The organism is Pseudomonas sp. NMI542_15, from assembly GCF_021283425.1.
GTDB lineage: Bacteria > Pseudomonadota > Gammaproteobacteria > Pseudomonadales > Pseudomonadaceae > Aquipseudomonas > Aquipseudomonas fortuita.
In genome coordinates, this window is record NZ_JAJSRO010000017.1 from 88252 (window position 1) to 107176 (window position 18925).

Sequence of the window (18925 nt, forward strand, 5' to 3'; positions counted from 1 at the left end):
TCACAGGCTCCTCATCATTCGCCACAGCACCAGGCAACCGAGCACCTGCAGGGCAAAGGCCAGCAACAGCATCATCTGGCCGCTGCTGTCCCGCCACATGGCCAGCAGGTAATGCGGGTTGGCCATCAGGAAGTAGCCGACCATCGCCAGCGGCAAGGAGCCGAGAATGATCGCGGTGATGCGGGTCTCGCCGGTCATCGCCTTGAGCTGACGCGCCCCTTGTTCACGCTCGCGGATCAGTTTGATCAGGTTTTCCATCAGCTCGCTGGCATTGCCGCCGTAACGCTGGTTGATGCGCAAGCCAAGGGCGAACAGCCGCAGTTCGTCCTGCTTGTGCAGTTCGGCCAGCTCGCTCACAGCATCCTCCAGCGCCACGCCCAACTGTACGTTGCGCCGCACCCGCGCCATGGCTGAGCGCAGGGGATCGCGGCTACTGTCGATACCGCCCAGCACCGCGTCATTGAGGGTGCGGCCAGCCTTGAGGCTGCGCACGCTGTAGTCCAGCAGGCCAGGCAACTGGTCGACGATTTGCCGCATCTGCCGGCGGCTTTGCCAGCTCAGGATCAGGTACGCAAGGGTTGGCAGGCCGACCAGCAGCATCAATGCGGCCACCCAGCCGGCGGCGATCAGCCCCAGCAGCACCACGCCCAGCCACGCCAGCAACCAGCGCTGTGGCTCGATGTCGACAGCCCCCAAGCCGGCGCGCTGCAGCAGGGCGTCGAGCCATTCGCGCCGGGCGGTGCCATTGCGCACAATGCTGAACGCCCGCCCCAGGCGTTGCAGGATGCGCTCTTCGTGCCGCTTGTACAGGCTACGGCGCAACAGCAGCAGGGCGACGCCCAGCAGCAGCGGGGACAGCGCCAGCAGCAAGGGGCCGGTCACAGCACGCCCTCTGCGCGCAGCTTGCTGCCCGCCGGGTTGGGTGCTTCGCGCAGAAAGGTATCGCCGCCACGACGATCGAGGCGGAACAGGGTGTTGGTCACGTACACCTCATCGCGCACGCCGACCACTTCCAGCACCTCGCTGACGCAGCGTCGGCCGTCCGGCAGGCGGGTCAGCTGGATCACCACATCCAGCGCCGCGCAGACCATCTGCCGCAAGGTCTTCTCGGCAATCTGCCGGCCGCTCAGGCCGACCAGGGTTTCCAGGCGCAGCAGCGCATCCTGTGCGGTGTTGGCGTGCACCGTGCTCATCGAGCCATCGTGGCCGGTGTTCATCGCAGTGAGCACGTCGAGCACTTCGCTGCCGCGGATCTCGCCCAGAATGATGCGGTCTGGGCGCATGCGCAGGGCGTTGCGGATCAGTTCGCTGGCCTTGATTTCGCCATGCCCTTCGGCATTCGGCGGGCGGGTTTCCAGGCGCACCACGTGGGGATGGTGCAGCTGCAGCTCGGCGACGTCTTCGATGGTTACCAGGCGTTCGCGGGGCGCGATCATCTGGCTGAGGATGTTCAGCAGGGTGGTCTTGCCGGTGCCGGTACCGCCACTGACCAGGATGTTGCAACGTTTGCCCACGGCGCGTTCGAAGAAGTCGAAGATGGACTGGTCGATGGCGCGTGTGGCCAGCAGGTCGGCGCTCTTGAGCATGTCCTGGCGGAACTTGCGGATCGACAGGCACGGGCCGTCCAGCGCCACAGGCGGAATGATCGCATTCACCCGGCTGCCGTCGGGCATGCGCGCGTCGACCATTGGCGAGGATTCATCCAGGCGCCGGCCAAGCGGCGCGAGGATGCGCTGCATCACCCGCTCCACATGGTGAGCGTCGATAAAACGCAGGTCGGTCTGTTGCAACAGGCCCGCCCGTTCCACGAACACCCGATGGGGGCCGTTGACCAGGATTTCCGTAACGGTGGGGTCTCGCAGCAACACTTCCAGCGGGCCGAAACCGGTCAGCTCATCTACCAGCTCTTCGGCCAGGCGCTCCATTTCGTAGCGCGACATGGCCAGGCGCAGGCGCGCGACGTAATCGCCCACCTGCTCCAGCACGAACTGGGTCAGTGCTGGCCGGGCGCCTTCGAGCAGGTTGCGGCCGCTGTCCTCGATGGCGTCGATGGCAAAGCGGTGCAGTGCACGCTTTAGCGCGTAGGGGTCGCCGGAGGCGTGTTGCTGTCCACCAAAGGGTTGGTCATTGCTCATTTGCTCCCCCAAAGCCGACGCAGCCAGGTGAAGGCGGGTGGTGCGAGGTTTTCCGAGCGCCGTGCCAGGCGTTCGCCGAGGCTGCGCAGGGCTTGAGTGAGGTTTTCACGCGGGGCCAGTTCGAACAGGCTCAGGCCCTGGTTCTTCACATTTAGGCGCACTTCGGGGCTGTAGGGGATGGCCTTGAGCAAGGGCAGCCCGTAGCGTTTGGCCAGGGTATCGGCATCGGGTGCAACGTTGCTCAGGTAGCGGTCCACCAGCAGGCTGGCGTGCTCCAGCTTCATGCCGTGGTCACGCCACAGGTCGAGCACTTCAAGGTTGCGCCGGCAGTCGAGGATATTCTGGTCGGTGTAGACGATCAGTTTGTCGCAATGGCTCACCAACGTGCGCAGGGCTTCGCTGTCGGCATGCCCAGTCAGGTTCACGACAATGTGCTGGAAGTGCTGGCGCAGGGCGCTGAGCAGCATGTACAGCTCGGCGGCGCTGGTTTGTTGCAGCGGGTCGTCGGCCTCGGCGTAAGTGAGCAGGCGCAAGCCTTTCTTGTCGCGCGTGAATGCGCTGTCGATCAGTGTGGTGTCGAGGCGGCGCAGGTGGCGCAGGGCGTCGCCGAAAAAGAACGAAGCCTCCAGGCCGAGCAGCGCCAGGCTGTCGCCACGCGGCAGGCCCAGGTCCAGCAGCAGGGTTTGCTGGCCGCTCTCCTGCACCACCCGGGCCAGGTGGGTGGTGAGCAATGCGCCGTCTGCATTGGCTTGCACACCGAACAGCACGGTCAGCCCGCCAAGGCTGGGGTTGCTGGTCACCGCCGGCATGCGCTTGCCCAGGCGCCTCACCAGCCCGGCCACTTCGCTGGGGCGTGAGCCATAGGCGACGAAATCGCGGGCGCCTGCGCGCATGGCATGCAGCACCAGTTGGTTGTCCATGCCATCGCCAAGGGCGACAATCGCCAACATCGGCCTGGCCTCCAGCACCCCCTCGATCAAGGCGCACTGGCTGACCAGCTGTTCGCGGTCCAGGCCGATGAACATCAGGTTGCTGAAGGTGGCGTTGACCAGCGCCAGCAGCTCGTCGAGGCTGCCGGCAGTGGCACCGATCACCTGGCCTTGCGGCGCCAGTGCGCCCTGTAGCCAGTGCAGGTCCTCTTCATTGCGGGTGATGGCGAGGAAGGTGGGGTTCAGGCTCTCGTTCATTGGGATAACCCACCCTTGCCATCAAAGTTGCCGTTTTCCAGGAAGAACAGGCGCCCCCAGCTGGGGTCGTAGTTGCGCAAGTTCTCACCCGGCAGTTCCGGCAGCCGCGCGTTGGCGGCCAGCGGCTGGACCAGGTGTGGAGTTACGATCATCAGCAGTTCGGTTTCTTCGCGTTTGAGCGTCGATTGCCGGAAGAATGCGCCCAGGATTGGGAGGTTACCGAGGCCAGGCAGTTTGTCGACATCGGACCTGGTGTTGCTGCTGACCAAGCCGCTGATGATGAAGCTTTCGCCATCGGCAAGGGCAATGCTGGTGTCGGTGCGTCTTACGGTCAACCCCGGCACTTGCGTGCCGGCGATGGTTACTACGTTGCTGTAGTCCAGCTCGCTGACCTCCGGCGCCACCTTGAGGGTGATCCTGCCGGGGCTGATGATGGTTGGTGTCAGCGCCAGACGTACGCCGAACTCCTTGTATTCGATGGACACGTTGTCGCTGCCCGAGCTGGGGACTGGAATCGGAATTTCGCCACCCGCCAGGAAGCTTGCGGTCTGGCCGCTGAGTACGGTCAGGCTCGGGCGGGCCAACGTGTAGGCGAAGCCGCTGCTTTCCAGTGCGTTGATCATGGCAAGGAAGCGGCTACTGCCGCCGCCCCAGACGATGTTGAAGACGTTCTCTGTGAGCGGGATCTCCGGGTTCGCAATGGGTACCGAACCTGGGGATACAGAGGTGTTAGGCACTGTTCCAGGCGCACCGATCAGGCTGTTGTTCGAACCCTTGAAGAACAGCCGTGCGCCAGCTTCTCTGTACTTGTTTCGGCGTACTTCCACGAAACGGATATCGGCCTGCACCTGGCTGATCAGTTGTGCATCCTGCGACGGCAAAAAACTGTCTTCGGCCATGTCGGCACTGGCCCGGCCTTTGACGAATACCATGGCCCGGTGCGGTGACGGGGCGCATGCTGTCCACAGCATCAACGTGGTATTGCCTTGGCCCACTGCGGTAATCACCACACCGCGGTCACCGCTGGCCTGCACATCGGCCACCTTGGGCTCGCCTACGGCAACCCGGCTGATCGCCAGTGGCAGGCGCAGTTCCTGCTGCAGGCCCTGGTCTATCTCGATGACCGAAGGGAGCTGACTGATCGCCTCGCAGCCTTTGCCCACTGCCTGGGCCTGGGGCAACAGCGCGGCCAGCAGCCCGGTACAACATGCTTGTCTCAAAAAGGAACTACGCATCGCTGCATCCTTGCCGGGTCAGGGGGTTTTATTCGTATCGTCAGCCTGTGCGCCACGGATGATGTGCATGGCGGGTGTGGGTTTGCTGGTCGCCAGGCTGGCAGCGTTGGCCACCGGCGACTGGGAGAGCTGGCTGAAGCGGTAGAGTTCGCGGTTGGCGGCCTCCACCTGCGGTTGGGCACCGGGCTCGTTCCAGTACCGCGCCAGGCGCTGCTCATCGGCACTGCGCACGGCCAGGCGCAAGGTGCCAGCCTGGGCAGCCAGCATCAAACGGCTGGCCAAGGCCTCCGGCACTGCCAGCGCCACGGTGCGGGTACCTGTGCCGTTGTTCATACTGGCTTGTTCGCGCCGGGCCTTTTGCTCTTCGGCGGTCTGCGCCGGGCGGCCGTCGTTGGCCAGGCCCGTCTGGTCGCCGACACTGAGCACGCGCAAGGCCGGCAGCACCACTTGGGCGGAGGATTGCGGGTTGTTGGGCTCTTCACGCAGGAACAGCAACACGTCCACGTAGTCGCCCGGGCGCAGTTGGCCGGCGGCGCCGACCACTTCGTCCACACCGACTGCCACCGCCCGCTCGTTGGCACGGATCATCCGCGCCAGCGGCCCGCCAGCCTGGAAGCTGGACTCATCCAGCCAGGTGCCCGCTGCAAGTGGCCTGGCGCTGGTGCGCCCGATCACCTGGGCGGTTTGCTGGTAGGCCCCAGTGGGGGCAACCTGCAGGCGCTCGATCAGCACATCGTCTTCACTGACCGGCGTATTGGCGGGTAAAGCCTTGCGCAGGACGACCACGGCCGTACGCGGTGGCTCCGGTGGAGTGATGGGGGGTGGGGCAACGGCTGCAATCGGTTGTTCGGCCGCAGGGGTAACCGGTGCGGGCGTGGCCGCCGGGCGGCTCAGCACAACACCCCAGTAGCCGGCCAACAGCGCTGCCAGCAGGAAGAAAGCAGCCAAGGCTAGGGTCAAGCGACTGCTCATCTCGGCCTCCCTGCACGTTGCAACTGATGGCAAAAAGTCACTATTTCGCTATAGGACGGTAGCGCAGCCATTGCCATTTGCCATGAGCGTGAGGGCTTTTTTTTGGAATTGTGATTAAGTCGAGGCAATACAGAGGGTTAGCAGTATTGCGGGTGTTAATTCTCTTGAGCTAATCCTTTGTGATTAATCCTTTGATACATTTGCAGTCCGCCTCAGCTTGGCGATTCTTTGATGGCAAATAGGTGTCACTTTGATACCGCAATCGCCGGCATGTGCCGCAAGGAGCTGAGACATGAAACTGTTCATTCTGCATTGCATGACCTTCCTGCATCGCAAGGACGGTGCGTCCGGTATCGAATACGCGGTCATCGCGACGATGGTCGCAGTGGTGCTGGCCGCCTTCGTTGGCGACATCTCCACGGCCGTCAACACCACCTTCACCACGATCAAAAATGCCCTTTGACCGGTGAGCAGGAGCCAACGCCATGCAGAACGCTTTCTCGCGCCAGCAGATCCTTTTGGTGGATGACGAGCAGGACGCTCTGCTGGAGCTGGCCGAACTTCTCGAAAATGAAGGCTTCGCCTGCCTGACCGCGACATCGGTACAGGTTGCCTTGCAACAGCTTACCCGTCATCCGGACGTTGCCCTGGTGATCACCGACCTGCGTATGCCGGAGGAAAGCGGCATTGGTCTGATCAGGCGCATGCGCAATCACACGGCCCGCCAGCACCTGCCGGTGATTGTCATGTCCGGGCAGGCCGACGTGGATGACGTCAGTGAAATGCTGCACCTGCAGGTGGTGGATTTTTTCCGCAAGCCGCTTTATCACGCGCGTTTGCTGAAGACCCTGGAGAACCTGTTCCCCGTACCAAAGCTGAGGGTAGTGAGTTGAGGAAGGCCTTCAATGGCCTTTAATAAAAACGCCCGGCACTTGGCCGGGCGTTTTTCATTGTGCGGTCAGGCGTCCGGGTCGCTCAGTTCAAGGGCGCCGCGCTTGCTGCGCAGCTTGCCGTAGAAGTGTTCCAGCGCGTGGTTGAGCTTGGTGGCGGCACCGTCGACTGCCTGGTCCACCGAAGTGGCAGTGTGGGTCACGGAAATCGGTTGGTGGCCTTTGGGGCGAGCCTCCATCTGGCAGCGTTTGTCATGCGGTCCGGGCTTGGCGCCGTTCTCGTCGCGCAGGTGAACCTCGATGCGGGTGAGGTCTTCTTCGTAACGTTCCAGGGAGCTTTGCAGTGTACTGCGGACCCACTGGTCGAGACGGGCGTTGCTTTCGAAATGGTTGCTGCTGTTGACCTGGATTTGCATGATTCAATCCTTATTCAGCTTGCTCGCATGGAGACGCGCTCAGGTCCTTGAGACCCTTGGAATTTCTGCGCCTCTTGACTCTAAGGTCAGGCAACCGCGGACCGAATTCAAGCCCTTTTTGAAAATAAATTTCTTGTTGCAAATGGGGCTGGCAGGCGTGGCCACGCCGAGCGATGTGGTGAGCAGCAGGGCGTGGACGAGGGGGCTGGGGCGCAACGGCATGGGTCGGGTCCTGAGAGAGGGGGCTGCCATGTCTGTCACGCAAGGTTGGGAAAATGGCTCAGTTGATTTGATCTTTTTTTTTGCGGGTGTTTTCGCCATGAATTTTTTGTCGCCTGTGAGATCGAGCGCCGCCCGCGCGGCGCTTCGCGGGGCAAGCCCGCTCCCACATTTGTTTCGGGCCAATCAGTCCTGTGACAAAGGAGCGCGATCGCCTTGGCGCATGGCTCGATATCGAGTCGTACAAACAAGGCGGTCGCGCGCCTCTCTTGCAGGCATAACTGGCCCGAAACAAATGTGGGAGCGGGCTTGCCCCGCGAAGCGCCGCGCGGGCGGCGCTCGATCTACGCCCCCTGCAAAACCCGCGGCGGTCACCTGGTAGCCCTCACCCCACATCCACCATCACCCACGACCGGGTGAAGCGCCGCACCCGAACCGGCAGTGCTACCTCCAGCATTTGCAGGATGCGCTCACTGTCATCCAGCGGATACGACCCGGAAATCCGCCAGGCGCATCTGCGAGGCCACCAGCATGCCGTCGACCCAGGCGCCCACATTGTGGTCGAGCGCCGAGACCGACTGCCAGCCCCCGTTGAAGCGGCCGCCGTGCCGGTGTAGCGCCCCTTCGCCGGTACGCACCAGCAATGGTCGGGGATCGTTGGCCACTTGCAGCGCCAGTTCACCTTCGAACAGCCGCACCCGGGTAAGCCAGTTGTGATGGGCGCGGTACAGGCCTTCGACCGTGGATGTGAGCGCGCTGGGCACCGTGATACTCCGGCGCTGTGTAGCGCACATAGTAGTAAGAATTGTTCGCACTGTATTGCAGGGCAAAGTGCTCGCCAATCTCCACCGGCCCTATCGCCGGCAAGCCAGCTCCCACAGAAGCCCGCTGTCTTCAAGCCCTGTGCAGTACCGGTGGGAGCTGGCTTGCCGGCGATAGGGCCAGAACAGGCAGCACATCGCTAACTCTTTGCCTATGAGAATTGAAATCATTATTATTGCACCCCCAGAAAACATCCGGACCTTGCCATGACGCGCAAAACTGCCGGCCTTCCGCACAGCTATCGGCTGGCCGTTGCCTCACGCAGCCTGGCCGCGCTATTGGGCGGCTACCTGTTGGCGTCCATGGCCAGCGTCTGCATTGCCCTGGTAGTACCGCTGCCAACGGTCGATGCCACGCTGACCGGCCTGTTGTTGTCGTTCGTCTTTTACCTGCTGGCATTCATCTGGTGCTTTGCCTGTCGCAGCGCCTGGCGTGCCTGGCTGGGCGTGTTGGCGCCCAGCCTGCTGTTGGCCATGATCAGCGGCGTTGCCTACTGGATGAAAAACCCATGAAAGAAGGCTTCCGCCAGGCGATGGCCTGGCTGCACACCTGGACCGGCCTGATCTTCGGCTGGCTGTTGTTTGCCATCTTCCTGACCGGCACGTTGTCGTATTTCAAGGAAGAAATTACCCACTGGATGCAGCCCGAAGTGCGCAGTCATGCCTTGGACCCGGCCCTCAGCCTGGATAAGGCCCAGCAGTATCTGCAAGACAACGCCGGGCATTCCGCGTCCTGGTTCATCCGCATGCCCAACGAGCGCGAGGCGGGCTTGAGCGTTGGCTATCGCGATCCCAATGGCGGGCCGCGTGGCTTTGTCAACAAAACCCTGGATACGCAGACCGGCCAACCGGTTGAGGCGCGCGACAGCCGTGGTGGCGATTTCTTCTACCGTTTCCACTTCCAGCTGCAGATGCCATACCCGTTTGGCCGCTGGCTGTCGACCTTCTGCGCCTTCATCATGCTGCTGGGGCTGGTCACCGGCATCATCACCCACAAGAAGATCTTCAAGGAGTTCTTCACCTTCCGCCCCGGCAAGGGCCAGCGGTCCTGGCTGGACGGGCACAACGCCATAGGCGTGCTGGTGCTGCCATTCCACCTGATGATCAGCTACAGCAGCCTGGTGCTGTTCATGTACATGGTGATGCCGGCGGGCATCATGGCCAGCTATGGCAATGACACCGGCAAGTACTTCAACGACCTGTTCGGGCGCGACGATGCGCCCAAGGCAGCCCAACTGGCGACGCCGCTGGTCGCCCTGCCAAGCCTGTATGCCAAGGTGCAGGCGCTGCAGCCCGGGGCGCGCATTGGCAACATCCAGGTGCAGAACCCGGGTGACAGCAATGCCCGCGTCACCTTTACCCAATCGGCTGCCGACCACGTGGCTTATCGGCGCAGTGCCAACTGGACGTTTGACGGCGCCAGTGGCGCGCTGCTGAGCCAGGGCAAGCCAGAGAGCGGGGTAATGATGACCGCCTTCAGCTTTGCCGGGTTGCACATGGGCAACTTTGCCGGGCCCTGGCTGCGCTGGTTGTACTTCTTTTTTGGCATTGCTGGCACTGCGGTGATCGGCACCGGGCTGGTGATGTGGCTGGGCAAGCGCCAACTCAAACATGCCAAGCGCCCGCACATGCCGGGTGAGTTGCGCCTGGTCGAGGTGCTCAATATCGCCAGCATGAGCGGGCTGTTGCTGGCGGTGGCGGGCTTCTTCTGGGCCAACCGCCTGATTCCGGTGGGCATCGAGGGCCGCGCCAATTGGGAGGTCAATGCCTTCTTCATCGCCTGGGGCTTGTCATTGGTGCATGCCGTGCTGCGCAGCGGGCGCCGGGCTTGGGGCGAGCAACTGGCCCTGGGTGCGCTGGCCTTTGCCCTGTTGCCGCTGCTCAACGGCCTTGGCACCGACCGGGGACTGAACCATTCGTTGCAGGCGGGTGACTGGGCCATGGCGGGCTTCGACCTGACGGCACTGGGTACCGGCCTGTTCCTGGCCTGGCTGGCCGGCAAGATGCTGCGCAGCCCCAAACCGGTAGCCAGGCGAGCACGCGCGGCACAAAAACCGGGCACTGAAACGGCGCAGGTGAACTGATGCTGGGTAACGCACTGATTGCATTCGCAGGCTTTGTCGCCCTGTGCCTGGCCATGGAAAAGCACTTCAGCGAACTGCTAGGGCGCAAGCCGCGCCCCGGGCAGTTACGGGTGTTGCGGGTTGCCGGTTGGCTGCTGCTGATGCTGTCGCTGGTCCTCAGCGTGCACCTGCGTGGTTGGGCCCATGGCTTGGTGGAGTGGACGGCGGTGATGATGGCCGGGGTGACCGTGTGGGTGTTTGGCTTGCCCTACCAGCCGCGCCTGCTGCTGGGCGCAGCTGCCGCCAGTGTGGTGCTCGGGCCTTTGCTGGCCGTGTTCGCTGTGTGAACTCGTGAGCGAGCAGAGGGATATCATCGAGCCCGAGGCCGACAGCGCGGGCGGGCGTGCACGTTTCGTCCAGGTGTTCCTGGCCCAGCGTGCGCGGATGGAGGCACTGGTCAGCCGGCGTGTAGGCTGTCGCGCCACGGCTTCAGACCTGGTCCAGGAGCTGTTCCTGCGTTTCTGGCGCCGCCCCGAGGTCAAGGTCGAGGCGCTGGACACGTACCTGTTGCGTTGTGCCGGCAACCTGGCGATCGACCACCTGCGCAGTGAAGGCAGCCGTGAACGCGTGGCAGAAGCCGCGCTGCCAATGGACGACACGGGCATGGCTCAGGCGCCCGAGCAGGCGCTGGAGGTCGACCACGACCTGCAGCGCATCGAAGCCGCCTTGCGCGCCTTGCCCGAGCGCACCCGGCAGATCTTTCTGCTCAACCGCATCCACGGCTGCAAGTACGGTGAAATCGCCAAGGCTATGCAGCTGTCCCAGAGTGCCGTGGAAAAGCATATGATGCGCGCCCTTGAAGCGTGCAAGGCGAGTGTTGCCGAGCCCGCGCCCACCCCACGCCGGCCTGGGAGTGCCCGTCGATGAGCCGTTTGCCCCCGATCACCGAGGCGCAGTCCCAGGCCGCTTTGCAATGGCTCAGCCGCATCAATGAGCAGCCCGCGCAAGCGGAAGGGGCTGCGTTCAAGCGCTGGTTGCTGGCCGACCCCGGGCACCGTGAGGCCTACCAACAGGCCCAGGCGCTGTGGCAGAAAAGCGCCGCTCCGGCCGCGCAACTGGCCGACGAAGAACAGGACGCCCTGCAGCACTACCTCAATGCAATGGCCCGGCCACCGACCCGTGGCCCGTGGCGGCGGATGGCGGCAATGGCGATGGCGGCCTGCCTGATGCTGGCCGTGGGCGTTGCCGGGGGCTGGCACCCGGGATACTGGTTGCAGGAGCTGCAGGCTGACTACAGCAGTGCCGGGCAGATTCGCCAGGTGACCTTGGCCGACCAGTCGCAGGTGACGCTTGATGCAGGTAGCGCCATTGCAGTCGATTTTGCCCAGGGTGAGCGCCGTGTGCGGTTGCTGCATGGCGCGGCATACTTTGAGGTCACTCATAACGGTGAGCCATTCGTGGTCGAAGCGGGCGGTGGCGAAGTGCGAGTGCTCGGTACCCAGTTTGAGGTGCGTGAGCAAGGCGAGGGCGCCCAGGTGACAGTGCGCAGTGGGCGGGTCAGGGTCAGCCCCGCGCAAGGCACTTTGGCGGGTGAACTGACTGCCAACCAGCAGGTGGCCTACAGCGCAGGCAGGGTAGGCGACACCTTGGTGGTGGACAGTGACAACCGCCTGGCCTGGCGGCAGGGGTGGCTGAACTATTACCAGGTGCCGCTGGCGCAGGTGGTCGAAGACCTTAGGCGCTATTACCCGGGGCGCATCCTGTTGCTGGATGGCGAACTGGGGCAGCGCAAGGTCAGCGGCAGCTTTCCGGTGACCGAGCCGCTGCTGGCGCTGGATTCGCTGGGCAAGGTCATGGGCTTTTCGCGGCAGACCGTGTTCGGGCGTTTGACCTTGATCCGGTAGTTGCCTGTGCCGGCCTCTTCGCGGGCATGCCCGCTCCCACAGGTACTGCACCGGATTTTGAACTTGTGCCATCCCTGTGGGAGCGGGCGTGCCCGCGAAGAGGCCGGTACAGGGAAAATATTTTCAGTTAGCGGGTGAGGTAACAGGACGTGGCATCCGTGTAATGAGTGAAAGTGCGATTCATTCGCAATCATCACCCTCTCACAGGTCAGCGTCCATGAAGTTCTCCCCGCGTTGCGTCCCTCTCTGGCTCGGCCTTGCTGCGCTGCCGGCATTCGCCGTCGCCCCCCTGGCAAGCGCCGCCGAGCAGCTGCAGGCCTTTGCCTTCGCCCAGCCGGCCCAACCGTTGGCCCAGGCGCTCAACGCCTTCAGCCGCACCACCGGCCAGAGCGTGGTCTACACCCTCGAACTGCCAGGTGTACAGGCCCCGGCATTGAATGGCCGGTTCAGCGCCGAGCAGGCGCTGCAACAGCTGCTGGGCAACGCCGGGCTGGCCTGGCGGCGCGTCGACGCACGCACCCTGACCCTCGAACCCGCCGACACTTCAGGCGCCCTCAACCTGCAGGCCACCAACGTAACCTCGCAGCTGGACGACTACAGCTACCAGCCCCCGGCCAGCGCTTCGATCATGCGCGGGCAGGGGCCGAATCAGGACATCCCGCAGGCCATCAACGTGGTACCGGCCCAGGTCATCCGCGACCAAGCCCCGCGCAACCTCGATGATGCCCTGTCCAACGTCAGCGGCATTACCCAGGGCAACAACTTTGGCGGCACATCCGACACGGTGATGAAGCGCGGCTTTGGCGACAACCGCGACGGCTCGATCATGCGCGATGGCATGCCCATCGTGCAGGGCCGCAGCCTCAACGCCAGCACCGAGCGGGTCGAAGTGCTCAAGGGGCCGGCCTCGCTGCTGTACGGCATCCAGGACCCGGGCGGGGTGATCAACGTGGTCAGCAAGCGCCCACAACTGCAGCAGTACAACGCCCTGACCGTGCGTGGCTCGACCTACGGCAGCGGCAAGAACGGCAGTGGCGGCGGGCTGGACAGCACCGGTGCGCTGGGCGACAGCAACTTCGCCTACCGCCTGATCGTCGATCACGAAGACGAAGACTACTGGCGCAACTACGGCGTGCACCGCGAATCGCTGGTGGCGCCGTCGCTGGCCTGGCTGGGCGAAGACACGCAGGTGGTGCTGGCCTACGAGCACCGCGAGTTTCTCTACCCCTTCGACCGTGGCACCGCGTTCGGCAGCAACGGCCACCCGCTGAACATCCCCGCCACGCGCCGCCTGGACGAGCCGTTCAACGACATGGAGGGGCGCTCCGACCTGTACCGCCTGGAAGTCGACCATCAGCTGGCCGACGACTGGAAGCTGCACTTTGGCTACAGCTTCAACCGCGAGACCTATGATGCAAGCCAGGTGCGGGTGACCGGCGTCAACGAAGCCAAAGGCACGCTGACGCGCAGCATCGACGGCACCCACAACGCCATGAGCCGCGACCAGTTCGCTACTCTGAGCCTGGCCGGTAATGTGGAATTGGCCGGCATGCAGAATGATCTGTTGTTCGGCGTCGACCATGAAGACCGCAAAGTGTATCGCGGCGACCTCATTCGCCAGACTGCCCGCTCCACCTTCAGTTACCTGAACCCCGTTTATGGTCAGGAGGTGGAAGGCACCAGCGTACGAGCCAGTGACAGCGACCAGACCGACAAGCTGCGCACCGATGCACTGTTCATGCAAGACGCACTGCACCTGGACGAGCACTGGATACTGGTGGCCGGCGCACGCTACCAGCAATACGACCAGTATGCCGGCCGTGGCCGGCCGTTCACGGCCAATACCGATACCAGCGGCCAGGCATGGGTGCCGCACGCAGGCATCGTCTACAAGGTTGATGACCAGCTCTCGTTCTATGGCAGCTACAGCGAGTCGTTCAAGCCCAACTCCAGCATTGCACCGCTGACCGGCGGTGTGGTGCTGGACGCTTCGGTCGCACCCGAAGAGGGCAAGTCCTGGGAGCTGGGGGCCAAGCTCGACATGCCCGGTAGCCTGACCGGTACCCTTGCGCTGTTCGACATTACCAAGCGCAACGTGCTGGTCGCCAATTTCGACAGCGGAACCGGCGAGACCGTCTACAGCAATGCAGGGGAAGTCAGTTCACGGGGTGTGGAGCTTGACCTGACCGGGCAGCTCAGCGAGCGCTGGAGCCTGATCGGCAGCTATGCGTTTACCGATGCCAAGGTGACCAAGGACCCTGATCTTGAAGGCAAACGCCTGCAGAATGTGGCCAGGCACAGCGGTTCGTTGTCGGCGGTGTACGACTTCGGCAGCCTGTTCGGTGGCGACAATCTGCGCTTGGGGGCTGGCGCGCGTTACGTGGGTGAGCGGGCGGGCAACGCGACCAACACTTTCGACTTGCCGTCGTACACCGTGGCCGACGCGTTCGCCAGTTACGAGACCAAGCTTGATGAGCACAACGTGCGTTTGCAATTGAACGTGAAGAACCTGTTCGACAAGGTTTATTACAGTTCGGCGGTGAACCAGTACTTTGTGGCGATTGGGGATGCCCGGCAGGTGAGTTTGTCCAGCACCTTCGAATTCTAGGTATTTGCGGCTGCTTTGCAGCCCTGTCGCGGCACAAGGCCGCTCCTGCAAGGAAACGATGATCCCTGTGGGAGTGGCCTTGTGCCGCGAAAGGGCCGCAAAGCGGCCCCATTTCACGCCTTGAATGCCGAGCGATATTCCCCAGGCGTTGCACCAAGCGCCTGCCGGAACCGGTTACTGAAATGGCTGGCACTGGCAAACCCGCACAAAAGGGCAATCTCCCCCAGCGGCATCACCCCCAGTTGCAGCAGCTGGCAGGCCCGGTGCAGTCGCCGGGCCAGCAGGTATTGGTGCGGCGGTAGCCCGAAACTGGTGCGGAACATGCGCGCAAAGTGGTATTCGGACAAGTTGCAGCGCAAGGCCAGTTCACCCAGGGTAACCGGCTGGTCCAGGTGCGCCTCGATGTAGTCGACCAACTGCCGGCGCAGGTTCGGCGCCAGCCCGCCTTTCAGGCGCAGGCCCTGGCGCAGCCCCACCTGGCTGAGCAGCGCATGGTCGACGATCTCGTGTGCCAGGCTGCTGGCCAGCAGGCGCTCGCCGGGTTCGTCCCAGTCCAGCTGAATCAGGTGGCGAAAGCGTGCGGCCTGTTGCGGGTCGTCCAGAAAAGTCGCTTCCTGCAATTGCAGCTCTCGCGGTTCCCGATCGAGCAGGCGCACGCAGCCCAGGGCGAACTGTGCCTCGCTGACATACAGGTGGGCCAGGCGGATTGCACCATTGACCACCCAGTTCGATTCCTGCCCGGCCGGCATCACGCACAGCTTGCCGGGCGCACCTTTGTCGGCCGGGCGCTGGCGGCGGAATGTGCCGGTGCCGTCGGCGATGTAGCACGACAGGGTGTGATGGGTCGGCGCCTGGTAGTCGCGGGCATCGTCGCGGTTGCTCCACAACGCCCCCGCCAGCCCATCGCCCAGGTGTGCGCTGAGTTCCAGCCGGGCGTGGGGCGAGGCGTGCATGGCGTTGAACACTTGCAGCTGGGTGAGTGGCGTCATGGGTGGTTCCTCTGACGGCCATCGTACTGCGCTTGCGCCGCAGTGACAGCTAGCTGAGAGGGAAAAGCGCAAGTTTGTGCAAGCGGTTAATGCCAGGAGGACGAACACTGAGGGCCTCGGCGAGGGCTGCGCCCTCGATTCGCGGGACAAGCCCGCTCCCACAGCATGCGAAGGCTGCACGGTATTTGTGGGAGCGGGCTTGCCCCGCGAAGCGCCGGGCACCGATTTTGAAAGGCCCAAGGAACCGCCGCCATGAACCTGTCACTCTACCTGCTCACCGTCCTGATCTGGGGCACCACCTGGATCGCCCTGAAGCTCCAGCTGGGCGTGGTCGCCATCCCGGTCTCGATCGTCTATCGCTTCGCCCTTGCGGGCCTCATCCTGTTCGCCATCCTGCTGCTCACCCGTCGCCTGCAACCCATGAACCGGCGCGGCCACCAGATCTGCCTGGCCCAGGGCCTGTGCCTGTTCTGCGTCAATTTCATGTGCTTCCTCACCGCCAGCCAGTGGATTGCCAGTGGCCTGATCGCCGTGGTGTTTTCCACGGCGACCTTGTGGAACGCCCTGAACGCGCGGGTGTTCTTCGGCCAGAAGATCGCCGCCAATGTGCTGGGCGGCGGTGCCCTGGGCCTGCTCGGCCTGGGGCTGCTGTTCTGGCCGGAGCTGTCGCACCATGCGGCCAGCCGTGAAACCCTGTACGGCCTGGGCCTGGCCTTGCTCGGCACGCTGTGCTTCTCGGCGGGGAACATGCTGTCGAGCATGCAGCAGAAGGCCGGGCTCAAGCCCATGACCACCAATGCCTGGGGCATGGTCTACGGCGCCGCCATGTTGATGGTTTATTGCCTGTTCAGCGGCATTCCTTTCACCATGGAGTGGAACACCCGCTACATCGGTTCGCTGATGTACCTGGTGATTCCGGGTTCGGTAATCGGCTTCACTGCCTACCTGACCCTGGTCGGGCGCATGGGGCCGGAGCGGGCAGCCTACTGCACCGTGCTGTTCCCGTTGGTGGCGTTGAATGTGTCGGCGGTGGCCGAGGGGTATCAGTGGACGGCGCCGGCCTTGTGCGGGCTGGTGGCGGTAATGGCGGGGAATGTGCTGGTGTTTCGCAAGCCCAAGGCTAAGGTGGCTGAGGGTATTTTGGTGGCTAAATAGATAATCTGTTGCCTGTACCGGCCTCTTCGCGGGCAAGCCCGCGAAGAGGCCGGTACAGGCAAAGTAAGGCTGTCAGCCCTTCCACACCTGCGGGTTCACCAGGTCGCGCGGCCGCTCACCCAGCAGCGCCGCGCGCAGGTTGTCCATCGCGCGGTTGGCCATGGCCTCACGGGTTTCGGCAGTGGCCGAACCAATGTGCGGCAACGTCAGCGCATTGGGCAGTTTGAAAAGCGGCGAATCGCTCAGTGGCTCCTTCTCGTACACATCCAGGCCAGCCCCACGAATGGTGCCGTTCTGCAACGCTTCGATCAGCGCTGCTTCATCCACCACCGGCCCGCGGGCGATGTTGATCAGGAAGGCACTTGGCTTCATCAGCTTCAGTTCCCGGGCGCTGATCAGCTTGCGGGTGGCGTCGGACAATGGCACCACGATAACGACGAAGTCCGCTTCGGCCAGCAACTGCTCCAGGCTGCGGAACTGTGCGCCCAGCTCTTGCTCAAGCGCGGTTTTGCGGCTGTTGCCCGCGTAGATGACCGGCATGTTGAAGCCGAACCGGCCACGACGGGCAATGGCGGCACCGATGTTGCCCATGCCGACGATACCCAGTGTCTTGCCATGCACATCACTGCCGAAGAGCGCCGGCCCCACGGTGGCCTGCCAGTTGCCGGCCTTGGTCCAGGCATCCAGTTCGGCCGTGCGGCGGGCGCAGCCCATGACCAGGGAGAAGCCCAGGTCGGCGGTGCTTTCGGTGAGTACGTCGGGGGTGTTGGTCAGGGCGATGCCGCGTTCGTTGAAGTAGTCCAGGTCATAGTTGTCGTAGCCGACCGACACGCTGGACACCACCTCCAGCCTGGCCGCGCCTTCAAGCTGCGCACGGCCCAGCTTGCGGCCAACGCCGATCAGGCCGTGGGCCTCAGGCAGGGCTTCGTTGAACTGGGCGTTGATGTCGCCGAGCTTGGGGTTGGGCAAAATCACGTTGAAGTCTTGCTGCAGGCGCTCGGCCATGGCCGGGGTGATACGGCTGAAGGCCAGGACGGTCTTTTTCATCGGGCAACTTCTCTGCAAGGCGGTGGGACGAGGGTGGATTCTTCGCGGGTAAATCGGATCGCCGCACCGCCGCTCCCACAGGTTTTGCACAGGCCTCGTGGGCAGCGCTGTACCTGTGGGAGCGGGCGTGCCCGCGAATGGGCCGACAATGGTTAGCAACCTACCATTGTCCACCCCCGCCATGCAGCAGCTTTTTAATTGGCGATCAGCACCTGATGGGTTTTCAGGTCCGCCTCATGGGCGGCGAGAATCTCCGGCAGCGAGTTGCGCAGGTACTCGACCCACGTCTTGATCTTGGCATCCAGGTACTGCCGCGACGGGTAGATGGCGTACAGGTTCAGTTCCTGCAGGCGGTATTCGGGCAGCACCCGCACCAGACTGCCATCCCGCAGGCCATCGATGGCCGAATAGATCGGCAGCACGCCTACGCCCATGCCGCTGCGGATGGCAGTTTTCATGGCGTCGGCGGTATTGACCATGAACGGCGAGCTGGTGATGTTGACCATCTCCTGGCCTTCCGGGCCGTCGAACAGCCATTTTTCCAGCGGGATCACCGGGCTGACCATGCGCAGGCAGGCATGCTTGAGCAGGTCGGCGGGCTTGTGCGCCACGCCGTGGCGGGCGATGTAGTCGGGCGAGGCGCAGACGATGCTGTAGGTGATGCCCAGGCGCTGCGACACGAACCCCGAGTCGGGCAGTTCGGTGGCCAGCACGATGGACACGTCATAGCCCTCGTCAAGCAGGTCGGGCACGCGGTTGGCCATGGTCAGGTCGAAGGTGACGTCCGGGTGCGATTCACGGTAGCGGGCGATTGCATCGACCACGAAATGCTGGCCGACCCCGGTCATCGAGTGCACCTTCAGCTGCCCGGCCGGGCGGGCATGGGCATCGCTGGCTTCGGCTTCGGCTTCTTCCACATAGGTAAGAATCTGTTCGCAACGCATCAGGTAGCGCTTGCCGGCCTCGGTCAGCGCAATGCGGCGGGTGGTACGGTTGAGCAGCCTTGTTTGCAGATGGGCTTCCAGGTTGGAGACCGCCCGCGACACGTTCGCGGTGGTCGTGTCCAGTTGCGCGGCAGCAGCGGTAAAGCTGCCAAGCTGGGCTACGCAACTGAAAGCACGCATGTTTTGCAGGGTGTCCATGGGTCACTCTCGATGTAGAGGACAAAATTGTGTCACGAAGTAACGCAGAAAAGATGAAAAGTTGCCTTCGACCAAAGGCGGATTATCGCTGTTTTGGTAACAAAGATTCGCAGGAATCTGCGCTTATCGCCAGTGCTGCCGC

At 63.5% G+C, this 18925-nt stretch carries 18 protein-coding genes and 1 pseudogene; 9 read left to right on the forward strand and 10 right to left on the reverse strand.

Going from position 1 to position 18925, the window contains the following annotated elements; genetic code table 11:
- Genes LU684_RS21805 through cpaB form a run of 5 tightly spaced genes read right to left on the reverse strand, consistent with a single transcriptional unit; the run spans position 1 to position 5529 of the window.
- Positions 1-882: a type II secretion system F family protein gene (locus tag LU684_RS21805; protein ID WP_060517424.1), complete on the reverse strand. Its 882-nt coding sequence runs from the start codon at positions 880-882 to the stop codon at positions 1-3.
- On the reverse strand, positions 879-2135 hold the full coding sequence (locus tag LU684_RS21810) for a CpaF family protein (protein WP_016489047.1): 1257 nt from the start codon (positions 2133-2135) through the stop codon (positions 879-881). Before LU684_RS21810 ends, LU684_RS21805 begins: the two co-directional genes overlap by 4 nt.
- The gene (locus LU684_RS21815) at positions 2132-3322 is read right to left on the reverse strand and encodes a protein TadZ (protein ID WP_016489046.1); all 1191 of its coding nucleotides are present in this window, start codon (positions 3320-3322) and stop codon (positions 2132-2134) included. The genes LU684_RS21810 and LU684_RS21815 overlap by 4 nt, the downstream gene beginning before the upstream one ends.
- Positions 3319-4557 carry a type II and III secretion system protein family protein gene (locus LU684_RS21820; protein WP_016489045.1) on the reverse strand — a complete coding sequence of 413 codons (1239 nt, stop codon included), beginning with the start codon at positions 4555-4557 and terminating at the stop codon, positions 3319-3321. Before LU684_RS21820 ends, LU684_RS21815 begins: the two co-directional genes overlap by 4 nt.
- An 18-nt stretch (positions 4558-4575) precedes the next feature.
- On the reverse strand, positions 4576-5529 hold the full coding sequence (cpaB, locus tag LU684_RS21825; RefSeq protein ID WP_016489044.1) for a Flp pilus assembly protein CpaB: 954 nt from the start codon (positions 5527-5529) through the stop codon (positions 4576-4578).
- 292 nt (positions 5530-5821) lie between these two features.
- On the opposite strand from cpaB, the gene LU684_RS21830 reads away from it, so the two are divergent.
- On the forward strand, positions 5822-5992 hold the full coding sequence (locus LU684_RS21830) for a Flp family type IVb pilin (RefSeq protein ID WP_016489043.1): 171 nt from the start codon (positions 5822-5824) through the stop codon (positions 5990-5992).
- A gap of 22 nt (positions 5993-6014) precedes the next feature.
- The gene (locus LU684_RS21835) at positions 6015-6422 is read left to right on the forward strand and encodes a response regulator (protein ID WP_016489042.1); all 408 of its coding nucleotides are present in this window, start codon (positions 6015-6017) and stop codon (positions 6420-6422) included.
- Between the two features lie 65 nt (positions 6423-6487).
- Here the strand turns inward: LU684_RS21835 and LU684_RS21840 are convergent, their stop codons facing one another.
- Positions 6488-6835 (reverse strand): HPF/RaiA family ribosome-associated protein, encoded by a 348-nt coding sequence (locus LU684_RS21840; protein WP_016489041.1) that lies wholly within the window; start codon positions 6833-6835, stop codon positions 6488-6490.
- Between the two features lie 604 nt (positions 6836-7439).
- Positions 7440-7752 (reverse strand): annotated as a pseudogene (locus LU684_RS21845) (hypothetical protein); the annotation flags it as partial.
- Positions 7753-8082: 330 nt separating this feature from the next.
- Between LU684_RS21845 and LU684_RS21850 the strand changes: the two are divergent.
- The 6 genes from LU684_RS21850 (at position 8083) to LU684_RS21875 (ending at position 14450) form a co-directional block, all read left to right on the forward strand.
- Positions 8083-8388: a DUF3649 domain-containing protein gene (locus tag LU684_RS21850; protein WP_016489040.1), complete on the forward strand. Its 306-nt coding sequence runs from the start codon at positions 8083-8085 to the stop codon at positions 8386-8388.
- Positions 8385-9959 (forward strand): PepSY-associated TM helix domain-containing protein, encoded by a 1575-nt coding sequence (locus LU684_RS21855; RefSeq protein ID WP_016489039.1) that lies wholly within the window; start codon positions 8385-8387, stop codon positions 9957-9959. Before LU684_RS21850 ends, LU684_RS21855 begins: the two co-directional genes overlap by 4 nt.
- Positions 9959-10285, forward strand: a complete 327-nt coding sequence (locus tag LU684_RS21860) for a DUF3325 domain-containing protein (RefSeq protein WP_016489038.1) — start codon at positions 9959-9961, stop codon at positions 10283-10285. Before LU684_RS21855 ends, LU684_RS21860 begins: the two co-directional genes overlap by 1 nt.
- Before the next feature lie 4 nt (positions 10286-10289).
- A complete protein-coding gene (locus LU684_RS21865; RefSeq protein WP_016489037.1) occupies positions 10290-10865 on the forward strand; it encodes an RNA polymerase sigma factor in 576 nt (191 codons plus the stop codon).
- Complete coding sequence (locus tag LU684_RS21870) at positions 10862-11842, forward strand: FecR family protein (RefSeq protein ID WP_232895010.1); 981 nt, start codon at positions 10862-10864, stop codon at positions 11840-11842. The genes LU684_RS21865 and LU684_RS21870 overlap by 4 nt, the downstream gene beginning before the upstream one ends.
- Before the next feature lie 217 nt (positions 11843-12059).
- Positions 12060-14450, forward strand: coding sequence for a TonB-dependent siderophore receptor (locus LU684_RS21875; RefSeq protein WP_232895012.1), 2391 nt, complete (start codon positions 12060-12062; stop codon positions 14448-14450).
- Positions 14451-14563: 113 nt separating this feature from the next.
- Here the strand turns inward: LU684_RS21875 and LU684_RS21880 are convergent, their stop codons facing one another.
- Positions 14564-15439: a helix-turn-helix domain-containing protein gene (locus LU684_RS21880; protein WP_016489034.1), complete on the reverse strand. Its 876-nt coding sequence runs from the start codon at positions 15437-15439 to the stop codon at positions 14564-14566.
- A 252-nt stretch (positions 15440-15691) separates the two neighbouring features.
- On the opposite strand from LU684_RS21880, the gene LU684_RS21885 reads away from it, so the two are divergent.
- Positions 15692-16594 carry a DMT family transporter gene (locus LU684_RS21885; protein WP_016489033.1) on the forward strand — a complete coding sequence of 301 codons (903 nt, stop codon included), beginning with the start codon at positions 15692-15694 and terminating at the stop codon, positions 16592-16594.
- A 72-nt stretch (positions 16595-16666) separates the two neighbouring features.
- On the opposite strand, the gene LU684_RS21890 is transcribed toward LU684_RS21885, so the two are convergent.
- The gene (locus LU684_RS21890; RefSeq protein WP_016489032.1) at positions 16667-17641 is read right to left on the reverse strand and encodes a 2-hydroxyacid dehydrogenase; all 975 of its coding nucleotides are present in this window, start codon (positions 17639-17641) and stop codon (positions 16667-16669) included.
- A gap of 194 nt (positions 17642-17835) precedes the next feature.
- Positions 17836-18783 carry a LysR family transcriptional regulator gene (locus LU684_RS21895; RefSeq protein WP_016489031.1) on the reverse strand — a complete coding sequence of 316 codons (948 nt, stop codon included), beginning with the start codon at positions 18781-18783 and terminating at the stop codon, positions 17836-17838.
- Between the last annotated feature and the right edge of the window lie 142 nt (positions 18784-18925).